24 protein-coding genes and 1 pseudogene are annotated in these 25996 nt (G+C 62.0%); 18 read left to right on the top strand and 7 right to left on the bottom strand.

All coding sequences use genetic code 11. The features are described from left to right. The first annotated feature begins 82 nt into the window (after window positions 1-82). Both BLL36_RS30935 and BLL36_RS01500 read left to right on the top strand, forming a co-directional pair. Window positions 83-220 (top strand): hypothetical protein, encoded by a 138-nt coding sequence (locus tag BLL36_RS30935; RefSeq protein ID WP_003175756.1) that lies wholly within the window; start codon window positions 83-85, stop codon window positions 218-220. Window positions 221-293: 73 nt separating this feature from the next. After that, on the top strand, window positions 294-1253 hold the full coding sequence (locus BLL36_RS01500; RefSeq protein WP_076949713.1) for a M29 family metallopeptidase: 960 nt from the start codon (window positions 294-296) through the stop codon (window positions 1251-1253). A 204-nt stretch (window positions 1254-1457) separates the two neighbouring features. On the opposite strand, the gene rluB is transcribed toward BLL36_RS01500, so the two are convergent. From rluB to BLL36_RS01525, 6 genes and pseudogenes are all read right to left on the bottom strand, one after another. Continuing rightward, window positions 1458-2669, bottom strand: a complete 1212-nt coding sequence (gene rluB, locus BLL36_RS01505; protein ID WP_076949714.1) for a 23S rRNA pseudouridine(2605) synthase RluB — start codon at window positions 2667-2669, stop codon at window positions 1458-1460. Window positions 2670-2848: 179 nt separating this feature from the next. After that, window positions 2849-2935: pseudogene (locus tag BLL36_RS31220) on the bottom strand (outer membrane lipoprotein carrier protein LolA); the annotation flags it as partial. Between the two features lie 40 nt (window positions 2936-2975). Next, a complete protein-coding gene (scpB, locus tag BLL36_RS01510) occupies window positions 2976-3890 on the bottom strand; it encodes an SMC-Scp complex subunit ScpB (RefSeq protein WP_076949715.1) in 915 nt (304 codons plus the stop codon). 12 nt (window positions 3891-3902) lie between these two features. Beyond that, window positions 3903-4601, bottom strand: coding sequence for a segregation and condensation protein A (locus tag BLL36_RS01515; RefSeq protein ID WP_178115112.1), 699 nt, complete (start codon window positions 4599-4601; stop codon window positions 3903-3905). A gap of 120 nt (window positions 4602-4721) precedes the next feature. Beyond that, entirely contained in the window at window positions 4722-5351 is a 630-nt protein-coding gene (locus BLL36_RS01520) for an L-threonylcarbamoyladenylate synthase (protein ID WP_090220074.1), read from the bottom strand. A 13-nt stretch (window positions 5352-5364) separates the two neighbouring features. Further along, window positions 5365-6228, bottom strand: a complete 864-nt coding sequence (locus BLL36_RS01525) for a PHP domain-containing protein (protein ID WP_076949718.1) — start codon at window positions 6226-6228, stop codon at window positions 5365-5367. An 87-nt stretch (window positions 6229-6315) separates the two neighbouring features. Between BLL36_RS01525 and BLL36_RS01530 the strand changes: the two genes are divergently transcribed. From BLL36_RS01530 to BLL36_RS01560, 7 genes are all read left to right on the top strand, one after another. Further along, window positions 6316-6912 (top strand): septation protein A, encoded by a 597-nt coding sequence (locus BLL36_RS01530; RefSeq protein WP_076949719.1) that lies wholly within the window; start codon window positions 6316-6318, stop codon window positions 6910-6912. Between the two features lies 1 nt (window position 6913). Beyond that, window positions 6914-7213, top strand: coding sequence for a YciI family protein (locus BLL36_RS01535; RefSeq protein WP_076949720.1), 300 nt, complete (start codon window positions 6914-6916; stop codon window positions 7211-7213). A 106-nt stretch (window positions 7214-7319) separates the two neighbouring features. Further along, window positions 7320-7727, top strand: a complete 408-nt coding sequence (locus BLL36_RS01540; RefSeq protein WP_076949721.1) for a translation initiation factor 2 — start codon at window positions 7320-7322, stop codon at window positions 7725-7727. A 7-nt stretch (window positions 7728-7734) separates the two neighbouring features. Continuing rightward, window positions 7735-8412: a response regulator transcription factor gene (locus tag BLL36_RS01545; RefSeq protein ID WP_076949722.1), complete on the top strand. Its 678-nt coding sequence runs from the start codon at window positions 7735-7737 to the stop codon at window positions 8410-8412. A gap of 264 nt (window positions 8413-8676) precedes the next feature. Then, complete coding sequence (locus tag BLL36_RS01550) at window positions 8677-9141, top strand: LTXXQ domain protein (protein ID WP_076949723.1); 465 nt, start codon at window positions 8677-8679, stop codon at window positions 9139-9141. Between the two features lie 68 nt (window positions 9142-9209). Further along, window positions 9210-10553, top strand: a complete 1344-nt coding sequence (locus BLL36_RS01555) for a sensor histidine kinase (RefSeq protein WP_076949724.1) — start codon at window positions 9210-9212, stop codon at window positions 10551-10553. 40 nt (window positions 10554-10593) lie between these two features. After that, window positions 10594-11943 carry a CoA transferase gene (locus BLL36_RS01560; protein WP_076949725.1) on the top strand — a complete coding sequence of 450 codons (1350 nt, stop codon included), beginning with the start codon at window positions 10594-10596 and terminating at the stop codon, window positions 11941-11943. A gap of 100 nt (window positions 11944-12043) precedes the next feature. Here the strand turns inward: BLL36_RS01560 and arcD (BLL36_RS01565) are convergent, their stop codons facing one another. Then, on the bottom strand, window positions 12044-13471 hold the full coding sequence (gene arcD, locus BLL36_RS01565; protein WP_076949726.1) for an arginine-ornithine antiporter: 1428 nt from the start codon (window positions 13469-13471) through the stop codon (window positions 12044-12046). A 449-nt stretch (window positions 13472-13920) separates the two neighbouring features. Between arcD (BLL36_RS01565) and arcD (BLL36_RS01570) the strand changes: the two genes are divergently transcribed. From arcD (BLL36_RS01570) to BLL36_RS01610, 9 genes are all read left to right on the top strand, one after another. Further along, entirely contained in the window at window positions 13921-15348 is a 1428-nt protein-coding gene (gene arcD / locus BLL36_RS01570; RefSeq protein WP_076949727.1) for an arginine-ornithine antiporter, read from the top strand. Between the two features lie 20 nt (window positions 15349-15368). Beyond that, window positions 15369-16625, top strand: coding sequence for an arginine deiminase (gene arcA / locus BLL36_RS01575; RefSeq protein WP_076949728.1), 1257 nt, complete (start codon window positions 15369-15371; stop codon window positions 16623-16625). A 12-nt stretch (window positions 16626-16637) separates the two neighbouring features. Continuing rightward, window positions 16638-17648 (top strand): ornithine carbamoyltransferase, encoded by a 1011-nt coding sequence (locus BLL36_RS01580; protein ID WP_076949729.1) that lies wholly within the window; start codon window positions 16638-16640, stop codon window positions 17646-17648. A gap of 155 nt (window positions 17649-17803) precedes the next feature. Further along, the gene (gene arcC / locus BLL36_RS01585) at window positions 17804-18733 is read left to right on the top strand and encodes a carbamate kinase (RefSeq protein ID WP_076949730.1); all 930 of its coding nucleotides are present in this window, start codon (window positions 17804-17806) and stop codon (window positions 18731-18733) included. 18 nt (window positions 18734-18751) lie between these two features. After that, window positions 18752-19114, top strand: coding sequence for a DUF5064 family protein (locus BLL36_RS01590; protein ID WP_076949731.1), 363 nt, complete (start codon window positions 18752-18754; stop codon window positions 19112-19114). Window positions 19115-19276: 162 nt separating this feature from the next. Then, on the top strand, window positions 19277-20785 hold the full coding sequence (locus BLL36_RS01595) for a sigma-54-dependent transcriptional regulator (RefSeq protein ID WP_076949732.1): 1509 nt from the start codon (window positions 19277-19279) through the stop codon (window positions 20783-20785). 415 nt (window positions 20786-21200) lie between these two features. After that, entirely contained in the window at window positions 21201-21584 is a 384-nt protein-coding gene (gene gcvH / locus BLL36_RS01600) for a glycine cleavage system protein GcvH (protein ID WP_076949733.1), read from the top strand. A gap of 10 nt (window positions 21585-21594) precedes the next feature. Beyond that, on the top strand, window positions 21595-24432 hold the full coding sequence (gene gcvP / locus BLL36_RS01605; RefSeq protein WP_076949734.1) for an aminomethyl-transferring glycine dehydrogenase: 2838 nt from the start codon (window positions 21595-21597) through the stop codon (window positions 24430-24432). A gap of 186 nt (window positions 24433-24618) precedes the next feature. Further along, window positions 24619-25995: an L-serine ammonia-lyase gene (locus tag BLL36_RS01610; RefSeq protein ID WP_076949735.1), complete on the top strand. Its 1377-nt coding sequence runs from the start codon at window positions 24619-24621 to the stop codon at window positions 25993-25995. Window position 25996: the final 1 nt, after the last annotated feature.

Consider the following 25996-nt stretch of genomic DNA (forward strand, 5'->3'; position numbering starts at 1 on the left):
CACTCTCTCCTAGGTTCTTTCCACTTGCCTACGAAGCCCGCAGGCAAGCCGTTCTCAAACAACGTCCTCTAGGAGATACACCATGCAAGCACTGGAAAACGACCTGGAAACCGAACTGCAACTCGACGATTGGTTTGAAGCGCCGACCCATGAGGCCGCCGTTGAAATGATGCAAGCCGATGCCGTTGTGCCGTTCGGCACCGCGATGTGGCCATTCTAAAAACCGGCACGCATTCGGCAGGTGCTGTGCACGGCACCTGCCCCCTTACCCAAGGCACACAAGGAACCACGTCATGGACAAGGCCCGCGCCGTCGAACACTTTCTCTACTACCTTGCGCATCACCCGGCCCTCAATGGCCTCAGCCGCCCCACCGTGCTGCTGGGCCATACCGAGCGCTACGACGCCATCGCCCAGACGATCACCCACAGCAGCGCCGCCCGTTTCAACTTCCAGGTGCAGCGCCTGGACCTTGCCGCCAGCGACACCCTGGCCGAGGCCATCGAAGCCTGCGACCTGTACCTGTTTCTCTACGACTCCTCGACCTTGCCCAACCCCCGCGCCGAAGGCCCGGACTTTATCCGTGCCCTGCAAGGCGTGATGGCCGAGCACTGGAAAAAATCCCTGCTGTTCAAGGATTACGGCGACTATTTCTACGACACCTTCAGCGTCGAGCCGCAGCGCATCGCTGACCTCAACGCCACGCTGATCCGGCGCATGTCCCAGGCTAATGTGCTGAGCTTTACCGACAAGCATGGGTCGCGGCTGGAAGCGCCGATGAGCAGCATCAAGAAGTGGACCAATATCAACGGCGTCGGCAATCATGACCTGGCGCCTGGCGAAATCGCGACCCACAGCGAAGCCATCAATGGCCAGGTGCGGTTTGTCGGCACCTTTTTGAGCACCATTCCGTTCGCGCGCAAATACGGCGTGCTGCAATCACCGCTGGAGCTGTGGATCGAGAACTCCACCGTCTGCAGCGTGGCCAGCGATGTGCCGGGGCTGGCGGATGATTTCAACAAGTACTTGAATGCCAACCCGTCCAACCGGCGCGTGGAAGAATTGGGGATCGGCACCAATGAAGGGGTGAAGGATTTGTATGCGCGCAATGCCGGGTTTGAAGAGCGCCATTGCGGGTTGCACCTGGGCTTGGGTGGCGGGCAGAAAGGCAGTCATCATCTGGACCTGATCTTTGCCAGTGGGGTGTTGGCGCTGGACGACAAGCCGGTGTTTGATGGCACCTTTGCGTTTTGAAACGCTGATTCGAATCAATGAAAATCCCCTGTGGGAGCGGGCTTGTGTGGGAGCTGGCTTGCCTGCGATGGCATCAACTCGGTGTGCCTGAAGTACCGGGGTGTCTGCATCGCAGGCAAGCCAGCTCCCACATTCTTGACCGTATTTCAGATCAAAAAAAAACGCCAACCCTGAGGTTGGCGTTTTTGTGCAGTGCCTAAAACATCACTGCGGCTTCTTGCGACCAAACCCCGGACGCTGACCGGAACCGGCCGGCGCGCCACGGCGCTTGCCCGACGGCTCGTCGGCGACCAGTTTCGGGCCAGGGCGCTTGTTCGCCGCCGGCTTGGCTGGACGCTTGGTGCTGGCGCTGTCGGCGGGGCGATCGCCTTCACCACGGTTGCTGCGACCACCCGACGGGGCTGGACGCGGCGCGCGTGGCGCACGCTCGCCTTCCTGGCGCGATGGCGCGGTTGGGCGACGCTCGCCTTCGATCTGCGGCTCACGGGAGATACGCCCGCCCGTTGCCGGTGCATTCAGCGCCGGGCGCAGGGTGCGGGCAACACGTTCGGTGCGCGGCACAGGGCGCGACGACTTACGCTGCATACGCTCAAGCTTGTCTTTGCTCTTGGCGTTCATCTGCGGCATCGCCACCGGGGCCAGGCCAACTTCGGCGCTGAGGATGTCGACTTCGTACTGGCTCATTTCGCGCCAGCGGCCCATCGGCAGGTCGGAGTTCAGGAACACCGGACCGAAACGCACGCGCTTCAGGCGGCTGACCACCAGGCCCTGGGATTCCCACAGGCGACGCACTTCACGGTTGCGGCCTTCCATCACCACGCAGTGGTACCAGTGGTTGAACCCTTCGCCACCCGGAGCCTGCTTGATGTCGGTGAACTTGGCCGGGCCATCTTCGAGGACAACACCGGCTTTCAAGCGCTCGATCATCTCGTCATCGACTTCGCCACGCACACGCACGGCGTATTCGCGGTCCATCTCGTAGGACGGGTGCATCAGGCGGTTGGCCAGCTCACCGTCGGTGGTGAACATCAGCAAGCCGGTGGTGTTGATGTCGAGACGACCGATGTTGATCCAGCGGCCTTCTTTGGGCTTGGGCATCTTGTCGAACACGGTTGGACGGCCTTCAGGGTCGTCACGGGTGCAGATCTCACCATCGGGCTTGTTGTACATGATGACGCGGCGCACCGATTCGGCGGCCTCTTCACGCTTGATGACCTTGCCATCAATGGTGATTGCATCGTGCAGGTCGACGCGCTGGCCGAGGGTGGCCTCGACGCCGTTGACCTTGATGCGCTTCTGGGTGATCCAGGCTTCGACGTCGCGGCGCGAGCCCACGCCGATACGCGCCAGCACCTTTTGCAGTTTTTCGCCTGCTGGGCCGATTTCCTGGCTGTCGTTCTGGTCTTTGTCGTTCATCTTAAGCACCTCCCGGTGGGTCGATTCAGGCGTGGCCTGAAGAGTGTTGAAAGCGGGGCTTTGGCCGAATAGGTCGGCAAAGGGTCGCGAATCATACGCGCATGGCGCGCGTTGCGCATCAGAGACTAGTCGATAACGCCCAAGTCATTTGCTTTTCCGCCGACCGGTGGCGCCGAGGGTGTAGGAGCGAGCTTGCTCGCGAAAAACCTGAGGGCGCCGTTGGGTGTCAGGTTTCCAGCGTTTTCGTTGACGACCTTCGCGAGCAAGCTCGCTCCTACAAGAGGACTGCGTGGACACCGTATTGGGTCAATCTTCGAACTGGCGGCGTTCGTTTTCGATGGCTTCGGCCAGGGCGCGGGCTTCGTCTTCTTCGTCGCTCAGCGGTGGCTGTTCGAGGGCGGCGACAGCGGCCAGGAGTTTCTCGCGGGCATCGGCGACACCGAGGATGTCTTCTTCGACTTCAGGCTCGGGCTCAACGTCCACCTGGGTAGGCGGCTCAGCCGCACCATCACGCAGCAAATCATCGAAGTCAGTCTTGATGCCCTGCTCCATGTCGTCCAGTTCCAGCAACAGCGTATGGAAACTGGTCTCGTCCTTGGGCTCTTCCGGCTCGGCGCTGGCGTCGGCCAGCTCCTGCAAGCCCGCCGGGACGGGCGCGTCATCAAAGTCCAGCACCGGCTCGGCTTCCATTTCGCGCAGCTCGGCCAGCGGCGGCAAGTCGTCAAGGTTTTTCAGGTTGAAGTGGTCGAGGAACACCTTGGTAGTGGCAAACATCGCCGGTTTGCCGGGCACATCACGGTAACCGACGATGCGGATCCACTCGCGTTCCAGCAAGGTCTTGACGATATGGCTGTTGACCGCCACGCCGCGCACGTCCTCGATCTCGCCACGGGTAATCGGCTGGCGATAGGCAATCAGGGCCATGGTCTCCAGCATTGCCCGTGAATAGCGCTGCGGGCGTTCTTCCCACAAGCGGCCGACCCACGGGGAAAACTTCTCACGAATCTGCAGACGATAACCTGACGCCACTTCGCGCAATTCAAAAGCGCGGCCCTCGCAGGACTTGCGCAGGATCTCCAGCGCCTTCTTGAATACCGGCGGCTCAGGGCGCTCGGCCTCTTCAAAGAGTTCGAACAGGCGTTCCAAAGATTGCGGTTTACCCGAGGCCAGGAGAAAAGCCTCCAGCAATGGGGCCAGTTCGCGGGGTTCAGTCAGATTCATCGATTCAGCTCGTTATTCGGCTCGCGCCCGCACGTGGATAGCCGCAAAGGGCTCATTCTGCACCAGCTCGACCAAGGATTCCTTCACCAACTCAAGGATCGCCATAAACGTAACCACCACTCCCAGGCGCCCTTCTTCGGCGGTGAACAGCTCGACAAACGGCACAAACCCACCGCCTTTGAGGCGCTCCAGTACGTCGCTCATGCGCTCGCGCGTCGACAGCGCCTCGCGACTGACCTGATGGTGTTCAAACATGTCACCACGGCGCAGCACCTCGGCCATGGACATCAGCAATTCTTCCAGGCTCACGTCCGGCAGCAACTTGCGCGCGCGGGCTTCGGGCGCGTCGAGCTTAGGCACGACCACGTCACGGCCGACCCGGCTCAAGCCGTCGATGCCTTCGGCGGCGGCCTTGAAGCGTTCGTACTCTTGCAGACGGCGGATCAGCTCGGCACGCGGATCGTCTTCTTCGGCCTCGACCGTTTCCGAGCGCGGCAACAGCATGCGCGACTTGATCTCGGCAAGCATGGCGGCCATCACCAGGTACTCGGCGGCCAGTTCCAGGCGCACCGACTGCATCAGCTCGACATAGCCCATGTACTGGCGGGTGATTTCCGCCACCGGGATGTCGAGGATATTAATGTTCTGTTTGCGGATCAGGTACAGCAGCAAGTCCAACGGACCTTCGAAGGCTTCCAGGAAGACTTCCAACGCATCCGGCGGAATATACAGGTCCAGGGGCATTTCCAGCACGGCCTGGCCGTACACCATGGCAAACGGCAGTTCCTGCTGGGCGCCCGCCTGGCTGTCGACGGTCTCCACGACCGACATTCAGGCCTCGACCATGAACGGCGCCGGGTCACCGCAACCCACGCGGATCACTTCGGGTTCGCCGTCGGCCAGGTTGATCACGGTAGAGGCTTTGCCGCCGCCGAAGCCGCCGTCGATGATCAGGTCGACCTGTTTTTCCAGCAACTGGCGCATTTCGTACGGGTCTTCCAGCGGCTCGGTATCGCCCGGCATGATCAGCGACACGCTCATCAGCGGCTCACCCAACTCGGCGAGCAGCGCCAGGGCGATGGGATGCTCCGGCACCCGCAGGCCGATGGTGCGCTTCTTCGGGTGCAGCAGCAGGCGCGGCACTTCGCGGGTGGCGTTGAGAATGAAGGTGTAGGGCCCAGGCGTGTGGGCCTTGAGCAGGCGGAAGGTGCCGGTGTCGACCTTGGCGAACAGGCCCAACTGGGACAAGTCGCTGCAGATCAGCGCGAAGTTATGATTCTTATCCAGCTCACGCAGGCGTCTGACCCGCTCCACGGCGCTTTTGTCGCCGATCTGGCAACCGATGGCGTAGGACGAATCCGTTGGATAGATCACCACGCCACCGGCGCGAATGATCTCGACGGCCTGCTTTATCAGGCGTGCCTGGGGGTTTTCCGGATGAATCTGGAAGAATTGACTCACGTGCTCTACCTGTTCAGACGGTGGCAATAATGGGGTCATGCTTGAATCGCCCCCACAACAGCGGCAAATCTTCCGGGACCTGGCGATACTCGCCGATCTCGGACCAGCCGCCTGGGCCATGAAAATCACTGCCGGCACTGACCAGCAGACCAAATTCGCGGGCAAGAATCGCCAGGCTGCCGACCTGATCGGCGGGTTGATGCCCGTTGACCACTTCAATCGCGTGGCCACCCGCTCCAATATAGTCGCCGATCAGCTTGCGACGCTTGCTGCGGGTGAAATCGTAATGCCAGGGGTGCGCCAGGCTGACCCAGGCCCCGGCGGCGCGCAGGGTTGCGACGGTGTCTTCCAGGGTCGGCCAGTGCTGCTTCACATCCCCCAACTTGCCCGCGCCCAGCCATTTGCGGAAGGCTTCGGCGCGGTCTTTGACAAAACCTTCACGCACCATCCAGTCGGCAAAGTGCGGCCGGGCCGGAGCATTGCCGCTGTCGCCCAGTTCCTGCTGGATGGCGCGGGCGCCGTCGAGGGCGCCAGGCATGCCCTTAAGGCTGAGTTTGCGGCTTATTTCTTCGGACCGCAGCCAGCGGCCATCGTGCAATTGGGCAATGGCCTGCACCAGCGGCGGGGCTGTCTGGTCGAAACCGTAGCCGAGCACATGAATGGTGGCGCCGCCCCAGGTGCAGGACAATTCCACGCCGTTGACCAGCTGCATGCCCAACGCCTGCGCGGCTTCGCGGGCTTCATCGAGGCCTTCGAGGGTGTCGTGGTCGGTCAACGCCAGGACTCGCACGCCTTTTTCAAACGCACGCGCAACCAGTACCGCGGGCGCCAGGGCGCCGTCGGAGGCCGTGCTGTGGCAGTGCAAATCAACATTCACGGAAGTGTGTAACCTCAAGTCAGCTGGCGCTTTCGCTACCAAGGATGTTTGTTATTATGCCGCCACATCCAGCTTCTGGCTCTTACTGTGAAACAATTCATCGACTTCATCCCGCTGTTGCTGTTTTTCATCGTTTACAAACTCGACCCCAGGGTCATCGATCTGGCCGGCCACGAGCTGACATTCGGGGGCATCTACAGCGCCACCGCCGTGCTTATCATCAGCTCCGTGGTGGTCTACGGCGCCATCTTCATCTCCCAGCGCAAGCTGGAAAAAAGCCAATGGCTGACGCTCATCGCGTGCCTGGTCTTCGGCAGCCTCACCCTGGCCTTCCACAGTGAAACCTTCCTTAAATGGAAAGCCCCGGTGGTGAACTGGCTGTTCGCCCTGGCGTTCATCGGCAGCCACTTCATTGGCGACCGCCTGCTGATCAAGCGGATCATGGGGCATGCGCTGACCCTGCCTGAGCCGGTCTGGGTACGTTTGAACCTGGCCTGGATCGTGTTTTTCCTGTTCTGCGGTGCCGCCAACCTGTTCGTCGCGTTCACCTTCCAGGATTACTGGGTCGACTTCAAAGTCTTCGGCAGCCTGGGCATGACCGTGCTGTTCCTGGTTGCCCAGGGTATCTACCTGTCGCGCCACCTGCATGACACCGATCCCGCATCGCCTAAAACCGAGGACTGACATGCTCTACGCCATCATTGCCACCGACGTCGCCGACTCGCTGGAAAAACGCCTTTCCGTGCGCCCGGCTCATGTCGAGCGCCTCAAACAGCTGCAAGCCGAAGGCCGTATCGTGCTGGCCGGCCCGCATCCTGCGGTGGACAGCATCGACCCGGGCGATGCCGGTTTCACCGGTAGCCTGATCGTGGCCGAGTTCGCTTCCCTGGCCGATGCCCAGGCCTGGGCCAAGGCTGACCCCTATGTGGTGGCCGGGGTTTACGCTGACGTAGTGGTCAAACCGTTCAAGCAAGTCCTGCCTTGACCCGGGCCGCGCCGAACCATTTCGGTCCGGCGCGCTCCTAATTGCTCATTATTCCCGGTAACCTGCCGACAACGTTCTGAATATTCGTGTGGAATCAGGAGTTCCGATGCGCTTACGTCAGTTGTGTCTGTTGGCAGTGGTAATGATCGGGGCTACGGCCCACGCTGAAGAAACCTCGAACACCGGCAGTTCCACGCCCCTGTCCTTGAGTGTCGGCGCCCAGATCACCGAATTGCAGCAACGGTTGAAAGAAAGCGAACGCCAGCGTGAAGCGTTGAGCCAACAACTGCAAAGTGCGGACGCTGCCCGCGAAAGCACCCAGTTGAGTCGCCTTCGCCAAGAGAACCAACGCCTGGCCCAGCAACTCAAAGAGACCCAGGGCGGTGCCCTGACCCGATGGCTGACCGAGCAACAACAATGGTTCGTCACCGGTGGGGCCGTCGCACTGATCGCCCTGCTGTGCGGGATCTTCGCCAGCGGTGGGCACCGTCGCCGTCGACAATGGCTAAATTGAGTGAGTCATGAGCGAGCTGTTACTGATAGATGATGACCAGGAGCTCTGCGAGCTGCTGACCAGTTGGTTGAGCCAGGAAGGCTTCCAGGTACGTGCCTGCCACGACGGCTTGAGCGCTCGCAAAGCCTTGGCCGACAGCGCCCCGGCAGCGGTGGTGCTTGACGTGATGCTGCCCGACGGCAGTGGCCTTGAGCTGCTCAAGCAACTGCGCAGCGACCACCCGGAGTTGCCGGTGCTGATGCTTTCGGCACGCGGCGAACCGCTGGACCGTATCCTCGGCCTGGAACTGGGCGCCGACGATTACCTGGCCAAGCCCTGCGACCCACGCGAACTCACCGCCCGCCTGCGCGCGGTGTTGCGCCGCAGCCATCCGGCGGCCGTGTCCAGCCAGCTCGAACTGGGTGACCTGTGCTTCAGCCCGGTGCGTGGCGTGGTCAGCATCGACGAACAGGAATTCGCCCTCACCGTCTCCGAAAGCCGTCTGCTCGAAGCTCTGCTTCGCCAGCCTGGCGAGCCCCTGGACAAACAGGAACTGGCGCAGATCGCCCTGGGCCGCAAGCTGACCCTCTATGATCGCAGCCTGGACATGCACGTCAGCAACCTGCGCAAAAAGATCGGCCCGCACCCGGACGGCCGGCCACGGATCGTGGCGTTGCGCAGCCGTGGTTACTACTACAGCCTCTAAACATCACTCTATTCTCTGTGGAAGCTGGCGGGTGTGGGAGCTGGCTTGCCTGCGATGGCAGCAACTGGCTGTGCCTGGTGTACCGAGTTGTCTGCATCGCAGGCAAGCCAGCTCCCACACTTGATCTCGTCAGCTCCAACAGTTTTGTCAGCCTCAATTAAAACCCTCTTTACCCAAGCTTTACGCTCCCCTGACCGCCGCTGACCTTGATCTCCTTAATCTACTCACATCCGGACTCACCGGAACAGAGACAGGAGATTCACCATGCGCAAGACCCTTATCGCTTTGATGTTCGCCGCCGCCCTGCCCACCGTTGCCATGGCGGCAATGCCAGAAGGCCCAGGCCCGATGGGCGGCCCGGAAGGTCATATGATGGGTGGCCCCGGCCACGGCGCTGAACACGGTCCGCGTGGCAAAGGCGGTCCGTTCCGTGACCTGGACCTGACCCGCGAACAGCATCTGCAGATCGACCGCCTGATGCGCGAGCAGATGCAAGGGCGCAAAGAGCTGGTCAAGAAGTACCTGGACAAACTGCCGGCCGCCGATCAGAAAGCCATGCAGGATGAAAGGGACGCCAGCCGCAAGAAAACCCAGGCCGACATTCGCGCCGTGCTCAAGCCTGATCAACAGAAGCAGTTCGACGAGATCGTCAAGAAGCAGGAACAACGCCGTGCCGAATGGAAGGAATTCCAGGCCTGGAAAGCGCAGCAGCCGCAAAAAGCGCAATAATGCCCTCGCGTTGACACTCCCAGCCCAGTGGCCCCCGCCGCTGGGCTTTTCCTGTTTGAGGGTTTCCTGTGCGTTCATTGTTCTGGCGTATCCTGGCCAGCTTCTGGCTGGCCATCGCCTTGGTTGCCGGGCTGTCGATCCTGCTTGGCCACATGCTCAATCAGGATGCCTGGATTCTCAGCCGCCACCCCGGCCTCAACAACCTGGCACAGGAGTGGACCCAGCTCTACGAAGCCCAGGGTGAAGATGCCGCCCAGGAGTTGCTGCAACAGCGCAAGCGCCAATACCATATTGACGTGCAAGTGCTCAACGAAAGCGGCGATCCGGTGGTGCGCGGCACCTTCCCGCGCCGCGCCGCGGCCTTTGAAGCCAGGCAGAACGACAGCAAGGACGGCCACTTGCCCTGGCGCCGCCTGACCGCCGAGTACACCAGCGAGAAAACCGGCGACACCTACCTGCTGATCTACCGCATCCCTCACCCCGAACTTGACGAATGGCACCGCAGCAGCCTGACCTGGCCGCTGAGCGCCTTGGCGATCGCGCTGGTGGTGCTGACCCTGTTCAGCCTGATCGTCACCTTGTCGATTACCCGTCCATTGAGCCGCCTGCGGGGCGCCGTGCATGACCTCGGCCAGGCGACTTACCAGCAAAACAGCCTGGCGCGCCTGGCCAACCGCCGCGATGAATTCGGCGTGCTCGCCACCGATTTCAATCGCATGGGCGCGCGACTGCAAAGCCTGATCGCCAGCCAGCGCCAGTTGCTGCGCGATGTATCCCACGAGCTGCGCTCGCCCCTGGCGCGGCTGCGTATCGCCCTGGCCCTGGCCGAGCGCGCCAGCCCCGAAGAGCGGGACAAACTCTGGCCGCGCCTGACCCGCGAATGTGATCGCCTGGAGGCATTGATCAGCGAAATCCTGGTGCTGGCCCGCGTCGATGCCGACAACGCCAGCGCCGAAGAGATCGACCTCGCCCCCTTGCTCAAGACTTTGCAAAAGGACGCCCAGCTCGGCGCGCCGGACCAGGTGGTGCAATTGGCTATCGACCCTGGCCTGCACCTCAAGGGCTGGCCGACCATGATCGAGCGCGCGGTGGACAACTTGCTGCGCAATGCCCAACGCTTCAACCCCCAGAGCCAGGCGATTGAACTCAAGGCCCAGCGCCTGGGCGAACGCATCCTGATCAGCGTGCGCGACCACGGCCCCGGCGTGGAAGCCGAGCACCTGGCCCAATTGGGCGAACCGTTCTACCGCGCCCCCGGCCAGACCGCACAAGGCCACGGCCTGGGCCTGGCGATTGCGCGCCGCGCCGCCGAGCGCCACGGCGGCAACCTGATCCTGGCCAACCATGCCGAGGGCGGGTTTATCGCCAGCCTCGAACTGCCGCTGGAACCTGGGGTTGTCACACCGGGCTGATCATCTCTTATAGTGGCCGTTCTCTTACGGAGGGCCTTCGATGACCGACCTGCTGACTCCCATCCAAGCCGCACTGGATCTGCCGCAAACGCCGCTGTCCTTCAATGAAGCCGGTGCCCTGCCCTCGGCATTCGCCGTCACCGACCTGGCCAGCGCCAGCATCGGTGCGGCCGGCCAGGCGGTGGCCGAGCTGATCCGGCAACAGACCGGGCGCCTGCCCGGCGTCAGTGTGAACCGGCGTCTGGCGTCCTTCTGGTTCTCTTCCTCGATTCGCCCGGTGAGCTGGCACGTACCACCCCTTTGGGACCCGGTGGCTGGCGACTACGCCAGCGCCGATAACTGGATTCGTCTGCATACCAATGCGCCCCATCACCGTGCCGCCGCTGAACGGGTGTTGGGCAAGGCCGCCGACCGTGCCGCAATGGCAGCCAGGGTCGCCCCGTGGAAGGCCGCTGAACTGGAGCAGGCGATTGTCGATGAGGGTGGTTGCGCGGCGCAGATGCGTTCATGGCAAGCCTGGCAAACTCATCCGCAAGGGTTGGCGGTGAACGCTGAAGCGTTGGTGCACCGTGAGACCTTTGCACCCACCGCTGACAAGCCCTGGCTGGGTTCCGGCGCTCGACCGCTGGCGGCCATCAAGGTGCTGGACCTGACCCGCGTGTTGGCCGGGCCCGTGGCCAGTCGCTTTCTCGCAGGCTTGGGCGCAGATGTGCTGCGCATCGACTCGCCCACCTGGAACGAACCGGGCGTGGTGCCGGAAATGACCCTGGGCAAACGCTGCGCCCGCCTTGACCTGAAACGCCCCGAAGGCCGTCAGGTTTTCGAAAGCCTGCTCAGGGACGCCGACATCCTGTTCCACGGCTACCGCGCCGATGCCCTTAAACAACTGGGCTATACCGCCGGCGAGCTGCAAACGCTCGCCCCCGGCCTGATCGACGTGAGCCTCAACGCCTATGGATGGAGCGGCCCGTGGCGCAATCGCCGGGGTTTCGACAGCCTGGTGCAGATGAGCAGCGGGATTGCCGACGCGGGCAGGGCCTGGAAACAGGCGGATCAGCCGGTGCCGCTGCCGGTGCAGGCGCTGGACCACGCCACCGGGTATTTGATGGCGGCCAGTGCGATTCAAGCGTTGAGCGAACGGTTGAGGTCCGGGCGTGGTGGTTCGGCGCGGTTGTCGCTGGCACGTACGGCGAAGTTATTGGTGGATGTGGGGCAAGTGCCGGAGCAGCCGGCGTTGCGGGCCGAAGAAGCGGGTGATCTAGGCCTGGTGGTGGAACAGACAGCCTGGGGACAGGCGCATCGGCTGCTGGCGCCGCTGACTATCAGCGGCACGCCGTTGCAGTGGGATTTGCCGGCAGGGGAACTGGGTTCACACCGGCCGCAGTGGTGAACCGGCCACCGCTTTCGCAGGCAAGCCAGCTCCCACCTTTGACCGCATTCCAACTGTGGGAGCGGGCTTGCCCGCGATGACGCAAGCACAGCCACCCCAATCAAAGCGACAACACCCCGCTATACAACCCATAGGCCGCCAGCCCTGCGCCAGCGATCACGCAGCTGAAAATGCCCTTTTCCACGTGGGTAAACAAAGGCTGACCCTGTTCTCGCTTGGCGAGGGCAAACAGGATCACGCCCGGCGCATAAAGCAACGCCGACAGCAGCAGGTACTTCAGGCCCCCGGCGTAGAGCAGCCACACGGCGTAGCCGAGGGCAATGAGGCCCACCAGCAGGTCTTTCATGCGCTGGCCGTGAGCACTTTCGTAGGTTTCACCGCGCCCGCTCAACAACACGGCATAGGCCGCCGACCACAGGTAGGGCACCAGGATCATCGAGGACGCCAGGTAGATCAGTGTGGTGTAGGTGCTGTGGGAAAACAGCGTGATCACCAGGAAGACCTGGATCATCACATTGGTCAGCCAGAGCGCGTTGACCGGCACCTGGTTGGCGTTCTCCTTTTTCAGGAACGCCGGCATGGTCTTGTCCTGGGCGGTGGCGTAGAGGATTTCCGCACAGAGCAGCGCCCAGGACAGCAAGGCGCCGAGCAACGAGACCGCCAGGCCGATGCTGATTGCCATCGCCCCCCATGGCCCGACGATATGCTCCAGCACACCGGCCAGGGACGGGTTCTGCAATTGCGCGAGCTCCGGCTGGCTCATGATCCCCAGCGACAGCACATTCACCAGCACCAGCAGTGCCAGTACGCCGAGAAAGCCGATGACCGTGGCGCGGCCGACGTCCGAGCGTTTCTCGGCCCGCGCCGAGTAAACGCTGGCACCCTCGATCCCGATAAACACAAACACAGTGACCAGCATCATGTTGCGCACCTGGTCCACCACGCTGCCGATCTGCGGGTTGCCCAGGCCCCAGATATCCCGGGTAAAAATATCCGCCTTGAACGCCACGGCCGCGATCGCGATAAACATCAGCAGCGGCACGATCTTGGCCACGGTGGTGACCTGGTTGATGAACGCCGCCTCCTTGATCCCGCGCAGAACCAGAAAATGCACAGCCCACAGCAACAACGACGCACAGCCGATGGCCACCGGCGTATTGCCCTGGCCGAACACCGGGAAAAAGTAACCGAGGGTGCTGAACAGCAACACGAAGTAACCGACGTTGCCCATCCACGCGCTGATCCAATAACCCCAGGCCGACGAGAACCCCATGTAGTCGCCGAAACCCGCCTTGGCGTAGGCGTATACCCCAGAATCCAGCTCGGGTTTGCGGTTGGCCAGGGTCTGGAACACGAACGCCAGGGTCAGCATGCCAACCGCAGTAATCGCCCAGCCGATCAATACCGCCCCCACCTCGGCGCGGGCGGCCATGTTTTGCGGCAAGGAAAAAATCCCGCCGCCAATCATCGACCCCACCACCAGGGCGATCAGGGCGCTGAGTCGAAGTTTTTGGGCCGGTTGGGACATGGACACTCCTGAAAAATAATACCGTGAGCAAACATCCGCGCACGCGCTTTAAATAACTTGTGAAGTGTAACGTTTATTAGCGATGGCGATAAAAGAGATAGGCTCATACCCCAATGACATGACCGTTATACAAGTTTAGGCCTATTTAGATTTTAAATACTGCAGGTGCCTTAAGGTTTTAGGGTGTTTTGCCAAAAACGGCTTTCAATAAAGTTTGCGCATCTTGGAAAAGGGGCTAGCGTCAAACGTCCACGGCATTGACTAAATGATTAATCAATAAGCGAAACGGCTCTGAAAAGCGCTTTTTCCGAGGATTCTATCGCCCGTAAGTTTCCACTCCAAGTCGTTAATTCACAATGGAATGTGCCAATGAAGTGATCTGAGTCAGCTGTTTGATTAGCGCACGGAATTATTCTGTGGTCTCTGTTCTCCTGCATTGGAGTTATGCGATGTCTGATTCTCCCGGAAAACTTCGATTAGGTGCACTGGTTGCACTCGTCGTGGGCTCGATGATTGGCGGCGGGATCTTCTCACTGCCGCAAAACATGGCCGCCAGCGCCGATGTCGGTGCGGTATTGATCGGCTGGGTAATTACCGCCATCGGCATGTTGACCCTCGCGTTTGTGTTCCAGACCCTCGCCAACCGCAAACCCGACCTCGACGGCGGCGTCTATGCCTACGCCAAGGCCGGCTTCGGCGACTACATGGGTTTTTCGTCGGCCTGGGGTTACTGGATCAGTGCCTGGCTGGGCAACGTCGGTTACTTCGTATTGCTGTTCAGCACCCTCGGTTATTTCTTTCCGATCTTCGGCGAAGGCAATACGCCGGCGGCCGTGATCGGCGCGTCGGTGCTGCTGTGGGCCGTGCATTTCCTGGTGCTGCGCGGCATCAAGGAAGCGGCGTTCATCAACCTGGTGACCACCGTCGCCAAGGTGGTGCCGCTGGTGCTGTTCGTGCTGATTGCCGTGTTCGCATTCAAGCTGGAGATCTTCACCGCTGATATCTGGGGCGTGAAAAACCCGGACCTGGGCAGCGTGATGAATCAGGTGCGCAACATGATGCTGGTCACCGTGTGGGTGTTCATCGGTATCGAAGGCGCGAGCATCTTCTCGTCCCGCGCGGAAAAACGTTCCGACGTCGGCAAGGCCACGGTGATCGGTTTTATCACGGTGCTGCTGTTCCTGATGCTGGTGAACGTGCTGTCCCTGGGGATCATGACCCAACCGGAATTGGCCAAGCTGCAGAACCCGTCGATGGCCGCCGTGCTGGAACACGTAGTGGGCCACTGGGGCGCGGTGCTGATCAGCGTCGGTTTGATCATCTCGCTGCTCGGCGCGTTGCTGTCATGGGTGCTGCTGTGCGCGGAGATCATGTTCGCCGCCGCCAAGGACCACACCATGCCGGCATTCCTGCGCAAGGAAAACGCCAACCACGTGCCGGTCAACGCGCTGTGGCTGACCAACGCGATGGTCCAAGTGTTCCTGGTGATCACATTGTTTTCCGCCAGCACCTACCTGTCGCTGATCTATCTCGCCACCTCGATGATCCTGGTGCCTTACCTGTGGTCGGCGGCCTATGCCGTGCTACTGGCGGTACGCGGCGAGACCTACGAAAACGCCCTCAAGGAACGCCGCAAAGACCTGTTCATCGGCGCCGTCGCCCTGATCTACGCGATCTGGCTGCTCTACGCCGGCGGCACCAAATACCTGCTGCTCTCCGCCCTGCTCTACGCCCCCGGCGCGATCCTGTTCGCCAAGGCCAAGCGTGAACTGGGCAAACCCATCTTCACCAATGTCGAGAAGCTGATTTTCGCCGCAGTGGTCGTAGGCGCCCTGGTGGCGGCCTATGGGCTCTACGACGGCTTCCTGACCCTGTAATTCTGACTGGAGAATCTGTAATGACCACGGAAAAAGTGAAGTACGGCGTACATTCCGAAGCCGGCAAACTGCGCAAAGTCATGGTGTGCTCCCCAGGCTTGGCCCATCAGCGGCTGACGCCGAACAATTGCGACGAACTGCTGTTCGATGATGTGCTGTGGGTGGCCCAGGCCAAGCGCGACCATTTCGACTTTGTGACCAAGATGCGCGAGCGGGACATTGATGTGCTGGAAATGCACAACCTGCTGACCGATATCGTCGCCATCCCCGAAGCCCTGGACTGGATCCTGGCCCGCAAGATCACCGCCAATACGGTGGGCCTGGGCCTGGTCGATGAGGTCAACTCCTGGCTGCGCAGCCTGGAGCCGCGCAAGATCACCGAATTCCTGATCGGCGGCGTGTCGGCCGATGACTTGCCGAGCAGTTTCGGTGGCCGCACCATCGAAATGTTCCGCGAGTTTCTTGGCCATTCGAGCTTCATTCTGCCGCCGCTGCCCAATACCCAGTTCACCCGCGACACCACCTGCTGGATCTACGGCGGCGTGACGCTCAACCCGATGTACTGGCCGGCGCGCCGCCAGGAAACCCTGCTGGCCAGCGCCATCTATAAGTTCCACCCCGAGTTCACCAACGCGGACTTCCAGATCTGGTACGGCGACCCCGACCAGGAACACGGCGCCGCCACGCTGGAAGGCGGTGACGTGATGCCTATCGGCAATGGCGTGGTGTTGATCGGCATGGGCGAACGCTCGTCCCATCAGGCTATCGGCCAACTGGCGCGCAACCTGTTCAAGAACAAGGCGGTGGAACGGGTGATCGTCGCCGGCCTGCCGAAATCCCGTGCGGCGATGCACCTGGACACCGTGTTCAGCTTTTGCGACCGCGACCTGGTCACGGTCTTCCCCGAAGTGGTCAACCAGATCGTGCCCTTCACCCTGCGCCCTGACGAGAGCAAGCCGCACGGTATCGATATCCAGCGCGAGACCACCAACTTCCTCGACACCGTCGCCGCAGCGCTCAACCTCAAGGCCCTGCGCGTGGTCGAGACCGGCGGCAACAGCTTCGCCGCCGAGCGCGAACAATGGGATGACGGCAACAACGTGGTGGCCGTGGAGCCAGGCGTGGTGATCGGTTACGACCGCAACACCTACACCAACACCCTGCTGCGCAAGGCCGGCGTGGAAGTCATCACCATCAGCGCCGGTGAACTCGGCCGCGGCCGTGGCGGCGGCCACTGCATGACCTGCCCGATCATCCGCGACCCTATCGACTATTAAGGAGATTCCCTCATGGCTTTCAATATGCGCAACCGCAGCCTGCTGTCGCTGATGCACCACACCACCCGCGAGCTGCACTACCTGCTGGACCTGTCCCGCGACCTCAAGCGCGCCAAGTACACCGGCACCGAGCGTCCGCATCTGCAGGGCAAGAACATCGCGCTGATCTTCGAAAAAACTTCGACCCGCACCCGTTGCGCGTTCGAAGTCGCCGCCCATGACCAGGGCGCCCACGTCACCTACATCGACCCGGTGTCGTCGCAGATCGGCCACAAGGAAAGCATGAAAGACACCGCCCGCGTACTCGGGCGCATGTTCGATGCCATCGAGTACCGTGGCTTCGAGCAGGAGATCGTCGAAGAGCTGGCCAAGTTCGCCGGTGTACCGGTGTTCAACGGCCTGACCGCCGAGTTCCACCCGACGCAAATGATCGCCGACACCCTGACCATGCGCGAACACAGCGACAAGCCGCTGCATGACATCAGCTACGCCTATCTCGGTGACGCGCGCTACAACATGGGCAACTCGTTGCTGATGATCGGCGCCAAACTCGGCATGGACGTGCGCATCGGCGCGCCAAAAGCCCTGTGGCCCCACGACGATTTCATCAAGCAATGCCAGGCCTTCGCCGAGGAGAGCGGCGCGCGCATCACCATCACCGAAGACCCGGCCGAGGCGGTCAAGGGTGTCGACTTCATCCACACCGATATCTGGGTGTCGATGGGTGAGCCGGTGGAAGCGTGGGACGAGCGCATCGAGCAACTGCTGCCGTACCAGGTCAACGCCAAGATGATGAAAGCCTCGGGCAACCCGCGCGTGAAATTCATGCACTGCCTGCCGGCGTTCCATAACAGCGAAACCAAGGTGGGCAAGGACATCGCCGCACGCTATCCGAACCTGGCCAATGGCGTGGAAGTGACCGAGGAAGTGTTCGAGTCGCCGGCCAACATCGCCTTCGAGCAGGCGGAAAACCGCATGCATACGATCAAGGCGATTCTGGTGTCGGCGTTGGCGGATATCTAAGCGGTCACCTTGGCAATGCGATCACTGTGGGAGCCGGGCTTGCCCGCGATGCAGGCACCTCGGTTTATCAGGTAGACCGAGGCGATGCCATCGCAGGCAAGCCAGCTCCCACATTGACCGCGTTCCTTCATCAGGATTTTCAGAAGGATTTCTTTATGCGCATCGTCGTAGCCCTGGGCGGCAACGCCCTTCTGCGCCGTGGTGAACCCATGACGGCGGACAACCAACGGGCCAATATCCGCATCGCTACCGAACAGATCGCCAGGATCCACGCCGGCAACGAGTTGGTGATCGCCCACGGCAACGGCCCGCAGGTCGGCCTGCTGTCGTTGCAGGCGGCGGCCTACACCAGCGTTTCACCCTACCCGCTGGACGTGCTGGGCGCCGAAACCGAAGGCATGATCGGCTACATCATCGAACAGGAACTGGGCAACTTGCTGGACTTCGAAGTGCCCTTCGCCACCTTGCTGACCCAGGTCGAAGTGGACGCCAAGGACCCGGCGTTCCAGAACCCGACCAAACCTATCGGCCCGGTGTATGCCAAGGCCGAAGCCGAAAAACTCGCCGCCGAAAAAGGCTGGGCCATCGCGCCGGACGGCGACAAATACCGCCGCGTGGTCGCCAGCCCACGCCCCAAGCGCATCTTTGAAATCCGCCCGATCCAATGGTTGCTGGAAAAAGGCAGCATCGTGATCTGCGCCGGCGGCGGCGGCATTCCAACGATGTATGGCGAAGACGGCAAGCTGCAGGGCATCGAAGCGGTGATCGACAAAGACCTGTGCTCGTCCTTGCTGGCCGCGCAACTGGACGCCGATCTGCTGGTGATCGCCACTGACGTCAATGCCGCCTTCATCGACTACGGCAAGCCCACCCAGAAAGCCATCGGCCAGGCCCACCCTGACGAAATCGAAAAGCTCGGCTTCGCCGCCGGTTCCATGGGCCCCAAGGTGCAAGCGGCCTGCGAGTTCGCCCGCCAGACTGGCAAAACCGCCGTCATCGGTTCACTCTCGGACATCGAAGCCATCGTCCAGGGCAGCGCCGGCACCCGTATCAGCACGGCAAGACCTGGCATCACCTATCTGTGAAGTAGAGGAGATACGCCTATGGCCACGTTTGAACCGGGGCACCTGCACGTCGAGCGTCACGCGCTCAACGAGCATGACTACAGCTACAACCTGCACATCGACTACGAAGTCAGCCAGGACCCAAAGGAAGGCAAGGGCATGCTGTTCAAACTGCACGGTTCGGTGCAGGGCAAGGACCTCAAGGAGGAGTTCTTCCTGCCCAAGGACCAGGCGTTCGACTTTGCGCGGCATGCGATGAACATCGCGCAAAAATACGGCATGCCGAAGATGGCCGTGTTGAATGGCTCGATGCACAAGCAGTACGACTTGATGTTCGAGGATGTGCGGCATCAGTTGGATGTGAAATCAGGCGACCCGATCAAGCCTGAACACCTGCAATAGCAACATGCATACCCCTGTGGGAGCTGGCTTGCCTGCGATGGCGGTGTGTCAGCCACACATAAGTTGGCTGACACACCGCCATCGCAGGCAAGCCAGCTCCCACATTTTGATCTGCATCGTCTCCAAGGCATACTTGCCGCCTCGTTTTCCAGAATCGTCTCCATGCGTATCCACGTCAGCTTCATCGACCGCGTCGGCATCACCCAGGAAGTCCTGGCCTTGCTCGGTGGGCGCAATCTCAACCTGGATGCCGTGGAGATGGTGCCGCCCAACGTCTATATCGACGCCCCGACCCTGAGTGCCCAAGTGCTGGAAGAGCTGCGCGACGCGCTGTTCAGCGTGCACGGCGTACAGGCGGTGACCGTGGTCGACATCCTCCCCGGCCAGCGCCGCCACCTGCAACTCGACGCCCTGCTGGCCGCCATGACCGACCCGGTGCTGGCGCTGGACAGCGCGGGCACGATCCTGTTGGCCAACCCCGCATTGATTGCCCTGTATGGTCGCGAACCGGCCGGAGAGAGCATCAGCGCACTGTTCAACGACCCGGCGCTGTTGGACGCCTTGCTCGAACACGGCTTTCGCCTGCCGTTGCGCGAGATCAGCGTCAACGGCCAGACCTTGCTGCTGGACGCCACGCCCATCACCGACGCCGGCGCCCTGCTGACCCTTTACCAACCCAACCGCATCGGCGAGCAACTGTCGGCACTGCACCACGACCATGCCGAAGGGTTTGACGCGTTGCTCGGCGAATCCCCGGCCATTCGCACGCTCAAGGCGCGCGCGCAGCGCGTGGCGGCGTTGGATGCGCCGCTGCTGATCCAGGGCGAAACCGGCACTGGCAAGGAATTGGTGGCGCGTGCCTGCCATGCGATCAGCGCACGCCACAGCGCACCGTTCCTTGCCTTGAACTGCGCGGCGCTGCCGGAAAACCTCGCCGAGAGCGAACTGTTCGGTTATGCCCCCGGCGCCTTTACCGGTGCGCAACGCGGGGGCAAGCCGGGGCTGATGGAACTGGCCAACCAGGGCACGGTGTTTCTCGATGAGATCGGTGAGATGTCGCCGTACCTGCAAGCCAAGCTGCTGCGTTTTCTCAATGACGGCAGCTTCCGTCGGGTCGGTGGCGACCGTGAAGTGAAGGTCAATGTGCGCATCCTCAGCGCCACGCACCGTGACCTGGAAAAAATGGTCAGCGAGGGCACCTTCCGCGAAGACCTGTTCTACCGCCTCAACGTGCTCAACGTCGAAGTGCCGCCGCTGCGCGAACGCGGCCAGGACATCCTGTTGCTGGCGCGCTACTTCATGCAGCAGGCCTGCGCGCAGATCCAGCGCCCCGTCTGCCGCCTGGCGCCCGGCACGTACCCGGCGCTATTGGGCAACCGTTGGCCGGGCAACGTACGCCAACTGCAAAACGTGATTTTTCGCGCCGCCGCCATCTGTGAAAGCAGCCTGGTGGACATCGGTGACCTGGACATCGCCGGTACGTCGGTGGCGCGCCAGGGTGACGGCGATGTCGACAGCCTGGAACAGGCCATGGAAGATTTCGAACGCAGCCTGCTGGAAAAACTCTACGCCAGTTATCCCTCGACCCGCCAATTGGCGAGCCGGCTGCAAACCTCCCATACGGCGATTGCTCACCGCCTGCGCAAATACGGCATCCCCAACAAGCCCTGAATACACAGAGAACAAACTGTGGGAGCGGGCTTGTGTGGGAGCTGGCTTGCCTGCGATAGCGGTGGATCAGTCAGCCCACTGTGCCTGATAGACCGCCATCGCAGGCAAGCCAGCTCCCACATGACCACAATGCAAATTTTGGTCTGGGAACGACATCCAGTGTACTGAAAGCGCTACAGTGTAACGATATCGCTACATCGCTGCTTTTTACGCGCCATGCAAGGCTTTGATCCACATAGGCTTTTTTTCGCGCGCCCATCTGTAGCGAAATCGCTACAGCCAAATCCAGCAGGTTTATGCCGGATTTTCATAACCTGTTGTTTTAAAACGACTTAATCGTGTTGGCCGCGATATTGCTAAGCAACTCCCCATTCCAATCCCGTCCACCAGATCATTCTGGCCCTGAGGAGTTTGCATGAGCGAGTTGCGTTTCACTGAAGATCACGAATGGCTGCGCGCCGAAGCTGACGGCAGCGTCACCGTGGGTATCACCGCTTTCGCGCAGAATGCGCTGGGTGATGTGGTGTTCGTGCAACTGCCCGAGCTGCAGGCCTACGCCAAGGGCGCCGAGGCCTCCACCGTGGAATCGGTCAAGGCCGCCAGCGGCGTGTACATGCCTCTGGACGGTGAAGTGCTCGAAGTAAACGAAAAGCTCGATGGCAGCCCGGAACTGGTCAACGAAGACCCGATGGGCGAAGGTTGGTTCTTCCGCTTTAAACCGGCCGATGCCGCAGCGGTCGCTAAACTGTTGGATCAGGACGCGTACGACCGCCTGATCAAAGCCAACGCCGAAGCCTGAGGAGCGCGCCATGACGATCAATTTGAGCACTGCCAACGAGTTCATCGCCCGCCACATCGGCCCGCGCCAGGAAGATGAGCAGCATATGCTGGCCAGCCTGGGCTTTGACTCCCTCGAAGCCCTGAGCGCCAGCGTGATCCCGGAAAGCATCAAGGGCACCAGCGTGCTCGGCCTGGAGGACGGCCTGAGCGAAGCCGAGGCCCTGGCCAAGATCAAGGCCATCGCCGCCAGGAACCAACTGTTCAAGACTTACATCGGCCAGGGCTACTACAACTGCCATACGCCGTCGCCGATCCTGCGCAACCTGCTGGAAAACCCCGCCTGGTACACCGCGTACACCCCGTACCAGCCAGAAATTTCCCAGGGCCGCCTGGAAGCGCTGCTGAATTTCCAGACCCTGATCAGCAACCTCACCGGCTTGCCGATCGCCAACGCCTCCCTGCTCGACGAAGCCACCGCCGCCGCCGAAGCCATGACGTTCTGCAAGCGCCTGAGCAAGAACAAGGGCAGCAACGCCTTCTTCGCTTCGATCCACAGCCACCCGCAAACCCTCGACGTGCTGCGCACCCGCGCCGAGCCCCTGGGTATCGAGGTGGTCGTGGGCGATGAGCGCGAACTGACCGACGCCAGCCCATTCTTCGGCGCCCTGCTGCAATACCCGGCCAGCAACGGTGACGTGTTTGATTATCGCGAACTGACCGAGCGCTTCCACACCGCCAATGCGCTGGTCGCTGTTGCCGCCGACCTGCTCGCCCTGACCCTGCTGACCCCGCCGGGAGAGTTCGGCGCCGACGTGGCCATCGGTAGCGCGCAACGCTTCGGCGTGCCGCTGGGCTTTGGTGGCCCGCACGCGGCGTACTTCTCTACCAAGGATGCGTTCAAGCGCGACATGCCGGGCCGCCTGGTCGGTGTGTCCGTGGACCGTTTCGGCAAGCCGGCCCTGCGCCTGGCCATGCAGACCCGCGAGCAACATATCCGCCGCGAGAAAGCCACCAGCAACATCTGCACCGCGCAGGTGCTGCTGGCCAACATCGCCAGCATGTACGCCGTGTACCATGGCCCCAAAGGCCTGACCCAGATCGCCCAACGCGTGCACCAGCTGACCGCGATCCTGGCCAAGGGCCTGGTTGCCCTGGGCGTGAAGGTCGAGCAACACCATTTCTTCGACACCCTGACCCTCAACACCGGCGCCGGCACCGCCGCCCTGCACGACAAGGCTCGCGCCCAGCGCATCAACCTGCGCGTGGTGGACGCCGAGCGCGTTGGCCTGTCAGTCGACGAAACCACCTCCCAGGCCGATATCGAAGCCTTGTGGGCGATCTTCGCCGACGGCAAGCCCCTGCCCGCCTTCGCCGCCACCGAAAGCACCCTGCCGGCCGCGCTGCTGCGCCAGTCGCCGATCCTCAGCCACCCGGTGTTCAACCGTTATCACTCCGAAACCGAGCTGATGCGCTACCTGCGTAAGCTGGCCGACAAGGACCTGGCGCTGGACCGCACCATGATCCCGCTGGGCTCGTGCACCATGAAGCTCAACGCCGCCAGCGAAATGATCCCGGTGACCTGGGCCGAGTTCGGCGCCCTGCACCCGTTCGCCCCGGCGGAGCAGAGCGCCGGCTACCTGGAGCTGACCTCCGACCTGGAAGCCATGCTCTGCGCAGCCACCGGTTACGACGCTATTTCCCTGCAGCCGAACGCCGGTTCCCAGGGCGAATACGCCGGCCTGTTGGCTATTCGTGCGTACCACCAGAGCCGTGGCGATGCGCGTCGCGACATCTGCCTGATCCCATCGTCGGCCCACGGCACCAACCCCGCCACCGCCAACATGGCGGGCATGCGTGTGGTCGTCACCGCCTGCGACGCCCGCGGCAACGTCGACATCGAAGACCTGCGCGCCAAGGCCATCGAGCACCGCGATCACCTCGCCGCGCTGATGATCACCTACCCTTCCACCCACGGCGTGTTCGAAGAAGGCATCCGCGACATCTGCGCGATCATCCACGACAACGGCGGCCAGGTGTACATCGACGGCGCCAACATGAACGCTATGGTCGGCCTGTGCGCACCGGGCAAGTTCGGCGGCGACGTGTCCCACCTGAACCTGCACAAGACCTTCTGCATCCCCCACGGCGGTGGCGGCCCGGGCGTTGGCCCGATTGGCGTCAAGTCGCACCTCACGCCGTTCCTGCCGGGCCATGCGGCCATGGCGCGCAAGGAAGGCGCGGTGTGCGCGGCGCCGTTCGGCAGCGCGAGCATCCTGCCGATCACCTGGATGTACATCAGCATGATGGGCGGCGCGGGCCTCAAGCGCGCTTCGCAACTGGCGATCCTGAACGCCAACTACATCTCCCGTCGCCTGGAAGAGCATTACCCGGTGCTCTACACCGGCAGCAACGGCCTGGTGGCGCACGAATGCATCCTGGATCTGCGCCCGCTCAAAGACAGCAGCGGCATCAGCGTGGATGACGTAGCCAAGCGACTGATCGACTTTGGCTTCCATGCACCGACCATGTCGTTCCCGGTGGCCGGCACCTTGATGATCGAGCCGACCGAAAGCGAATCCAAGGAAGAACTGGACCGCTTCTGCGACGCCATGATCGCGATCCGCGAAGAGATCCGCGCGGTGGAGAACGGCACGCTGGACAAGGACGACAACCCGCTCAAGAACGCCCCGCACACCGCGGCGGAACTGGTGGGTGAATGGACGCACCCGTACAGCCGCGAACAGGCCGTGTACCCGGTGGCCTCGTTGGTCGAAGGCAAGTACTGGCCGCCGGTGGGTCGGGTCGACAACGTGTTTGGTGATCGCAACCTGGTGTGTGCGTGCCCGTCGATCGAGAGTTACGCCTGATCTGACTGGCGAAACTCGGTCAATGGTAGCTGGCTTGTGTGGGAGCTGGCTTGCCTGCGATACAAGCACCTCGGTCTGACAGGTAGACCAAGGTGATGCTATCGCAGGCAAGCCAGCCTCCCACATAAACCTCTTGCAGGTGTACCGAGTACACCCGATAAATAATAAGAAACCGGAGAACAACTCATGTCGTTAAGCGTGTTCGACCTGTTCAAGATTGGCATCGGCCCCTCCAGTTCCCACACCGTCGGCCCGATGCGCGCGGCCGCTCGATTCGTCGAAGGCCTCAAGCGTGACAACCTGCTGAGCGCCACCACCAGCATCAAGGTAGAACTCTACGGTTCGCTCGGCGCCACCGGCAAAGGCCACGGCAGCGACAAAGCCGTGCTGCTGGGCCTGGAAGGCGAACACCCTGACACCGTCAATACCGAAACCGTGGCCACGCGCCTGGCGCAGATGCGCAAGGACGGCCGCCTGAACCTGCTCGGTGAACACAGCATTGCGTTCAACGAGAAAGAACACTTGGCGATGATTCGCAAACCCCTCGCCTATCACCCCAACGGCATGATCTTTCGTGCCTTCGACGCCGCCCATATCCAGATCCGCAGTCGCGAGTACTACTCGGTCGGCGGCGGGTTTGTGGTGGATGAAGACGCCGCCGGCGCCGACCGAATCGTCGAAGACGCCACGCCACTGACCTTCCCGTTCAAGCATGCCAAGGACTTGCTCGGCCATTGCACCACTTACGGGCTGTCCATCAGCCAAGTGATGCTGACCAATGAAAGCGCCTGGCGCCCAGAAGCGGAAACCCGTGCCGGGCTGCTGAAAATCTGGCGGGTGATGCAGGACTGCGTCGACGCCGGTTGCCGCAATGAAGGGATTTTGCCGGGAGGGCTGAAGGTCAAGCGGCGCGCAGCCGCCTTGCATCGCCAGCTGTGCAAACACCCGGAGTCGGCGCTGCGCGATCCGTTGTCGGTGCTCGACTGGGTCAACCTCTACGCCCTGGCGGTCAACGAAGAAAACGCCAACGGCGGGCGCGTGGTCACGGCGCCCACCAACGGTGCGGCCGGGATTGTGCCGGCCGTGCTGCATTACTACATGCGCTTTATCCCCGGCGCGAATGAAGACGGCGTCGTGCGCTTTCTGCTCACCGCCGCCGCCATCGGCATTCTGTACAAGGAAAACGCCTCGATCTCCGGCGCCGAAGTCGGCTGCCAGGGCGAAGTCGGCGTGGCTTGTTCCATGGCCGCTGGTGCGCTGTGCGAAGTCTTGGGCGGGACGGTTTCCCAGGTGGAAAACGCCGCCGAGATCGGCATGGAGCACAACCTCGGCCTGACCTGCGACCCGATTGGCGGGTTGGTCCAGGTGCCCTGCATCGAGCGCAATGCCATGGGCTCGGTCAAGGCCATCAATGCGGTGCGCATGGCGTTGCGTGGCGATGGGCAGCACTTCGTTTCCCTCGACAAGGTGATCCGCACCATGCGCCAGACCGGCGCCGACATGAAAAGCAAATACAAGGAAACCGCCCGTGGCGGTTTGGCGGTCAACATTATCGAGTGCTGAG

The organism is Pseudomonas cedrina subsp. cedrina (assembly GCF_001983175.1).
In the GTDB taxonomy this organism is placed as follows: domain Bacteria; phylum Pseudomonadota; class Gammaproteobacteria; order Pseudomonadales; family Pseudomonadaceae; genus Aquipseudomonas; species Aquipseudomonas cedrina.

Excerpts from the sequence above, each read along its gene's own strand:
- BLL36_RS30935 (WP_003175756.1), top strand. The coding sequence starts at position 83 with ATGCAAGCACTGGAAAACGACCTGGAAACCGAACTGCAACTCGACGAT.
- BLL36_RS01500 (WP_076949713.1), top strand. The coding sequence starts at position 294 with ATGGACAAGGCCCGCGCCGTCGAACACTTTCTCTACTACCTTGCGCAT.
- rluB (WP_076949714.1), bottom strand. The coding sequence starts at position 2,669 with ATGAACGACAAAGACCAGAACGACAGCCAGGAAATCGGCCCAGCAGGC.
- scpB (WP_076949715.1), bottom strand. The coding sequence starts at position 3,890 with ATGAATCTGACTGAACCCCGCGAACTGGCCCCATTGCTGGAGGCTTTT.
- BLL36_RS01535 (WP_076949720.1), top strand. The coding sequence starts at position 6,914 with ATGCTCTACGCCATCATTGCCACCGACGTCGCCGACTCGCTGGAAAAA.
- BLL36_RS01540 (WP_076949721.1), top strand. The coding sequence starts at position 7,320 with ATGCGCTTACGTCAGTTGTGTCTGTTGGCAGTGGTAATGATCGGGGCT.
- BLL36_RS01545 (WP_076949722.1), top strand. The coding sequence starts at position 7,735 with ATGAGCGAGCTGTTACTGATAGATGATGACCAGGAGCTCTGCGAGCTG.
- BLL36_RS01550 (WP_076949723.1), top strand. The coding sequence starts at position 8,677 with ATGCGCAAGACCCTTATCGCTTTGATGTTCGCCGCCGCCCTGCCCACC.
- BLL36_RS01560 (WP_076949725.1), top strand. The coding sequence starts at position 10,594 with ATGACCGACCTGCTGACTCCCATCCAAGCCGCACTGGATCTGCCGCAA.
- arcD (WP_076949726.1), bottom strand. The coding sequence starts at position 13,471 with ATGTCCCAACCGGCCCAAAAACTTCGACTCAGCGCCCTGATCGCCCTG.
- arcD (WP_076949727.1), top strand. The coding sequence starts at position 13,921 with ATGTCTGATTCTCCCGGAAAACTTCGATTAGGTGCACTGGTTGCACTC.
- arcA (WP_076949728.1), top strand. The coding sequence starts at position 15,369 with ATGACCACGGAAAAAGTGAAGTACGGCGTACATTCCGAAGCCGGCAAA.
- BLL36_RS01580 (WP_076949729.1), top strand. The coding sequence starts at position 16,638 with ATGGCTTTCAATATGCGCAACCGCAGCCTGCTGTCGCTGATGCACCAC.
- arcC (WP_076949730.1), top strand. The coding sequence starts at position 17,804 with ATGCGCATCGTCGTAGCCCTGGGCGGCAACGCCCTTCTGCGCCGTGGT.
- BLL36_RS01590 (WP_076949731.1), top strand. The coding sequence starts at position 18,752 with ATGGCCACGTTTGAACCGGGGCACCTGCACGTCGAGCGTCACGCGCTC.
- BLL36_RS01595 (WP_076949732.1), top strand. The coding sequence starts at position 19,277 with ATGCGTATCCACGTCAGCTTCATCGACCGCGTCGGCATCACCCAGGAA.
- gcvH (WP_076949733.1), top strand. The coding sequence starts at position 21,201 with ATGAGCGAGTTGCGTTTCACTGAAGATCACGAATGGCTGCGCGCCGAA.
- gcvP (WP_076949734.1), top strand. The coding sequence starts at position 21,595 with ATGACGATCAATTTGAGCACTGCCAACGAGTTCATCGCCCGCCACATC.
- BLL36_RS01610 (WP_076949735.1), top strand. The coding sequence starts at position 24,619 with ATGTCGTTAAGCGTGTTCGACCTGTTCAAGATTGGCATCGGCCCCTCC.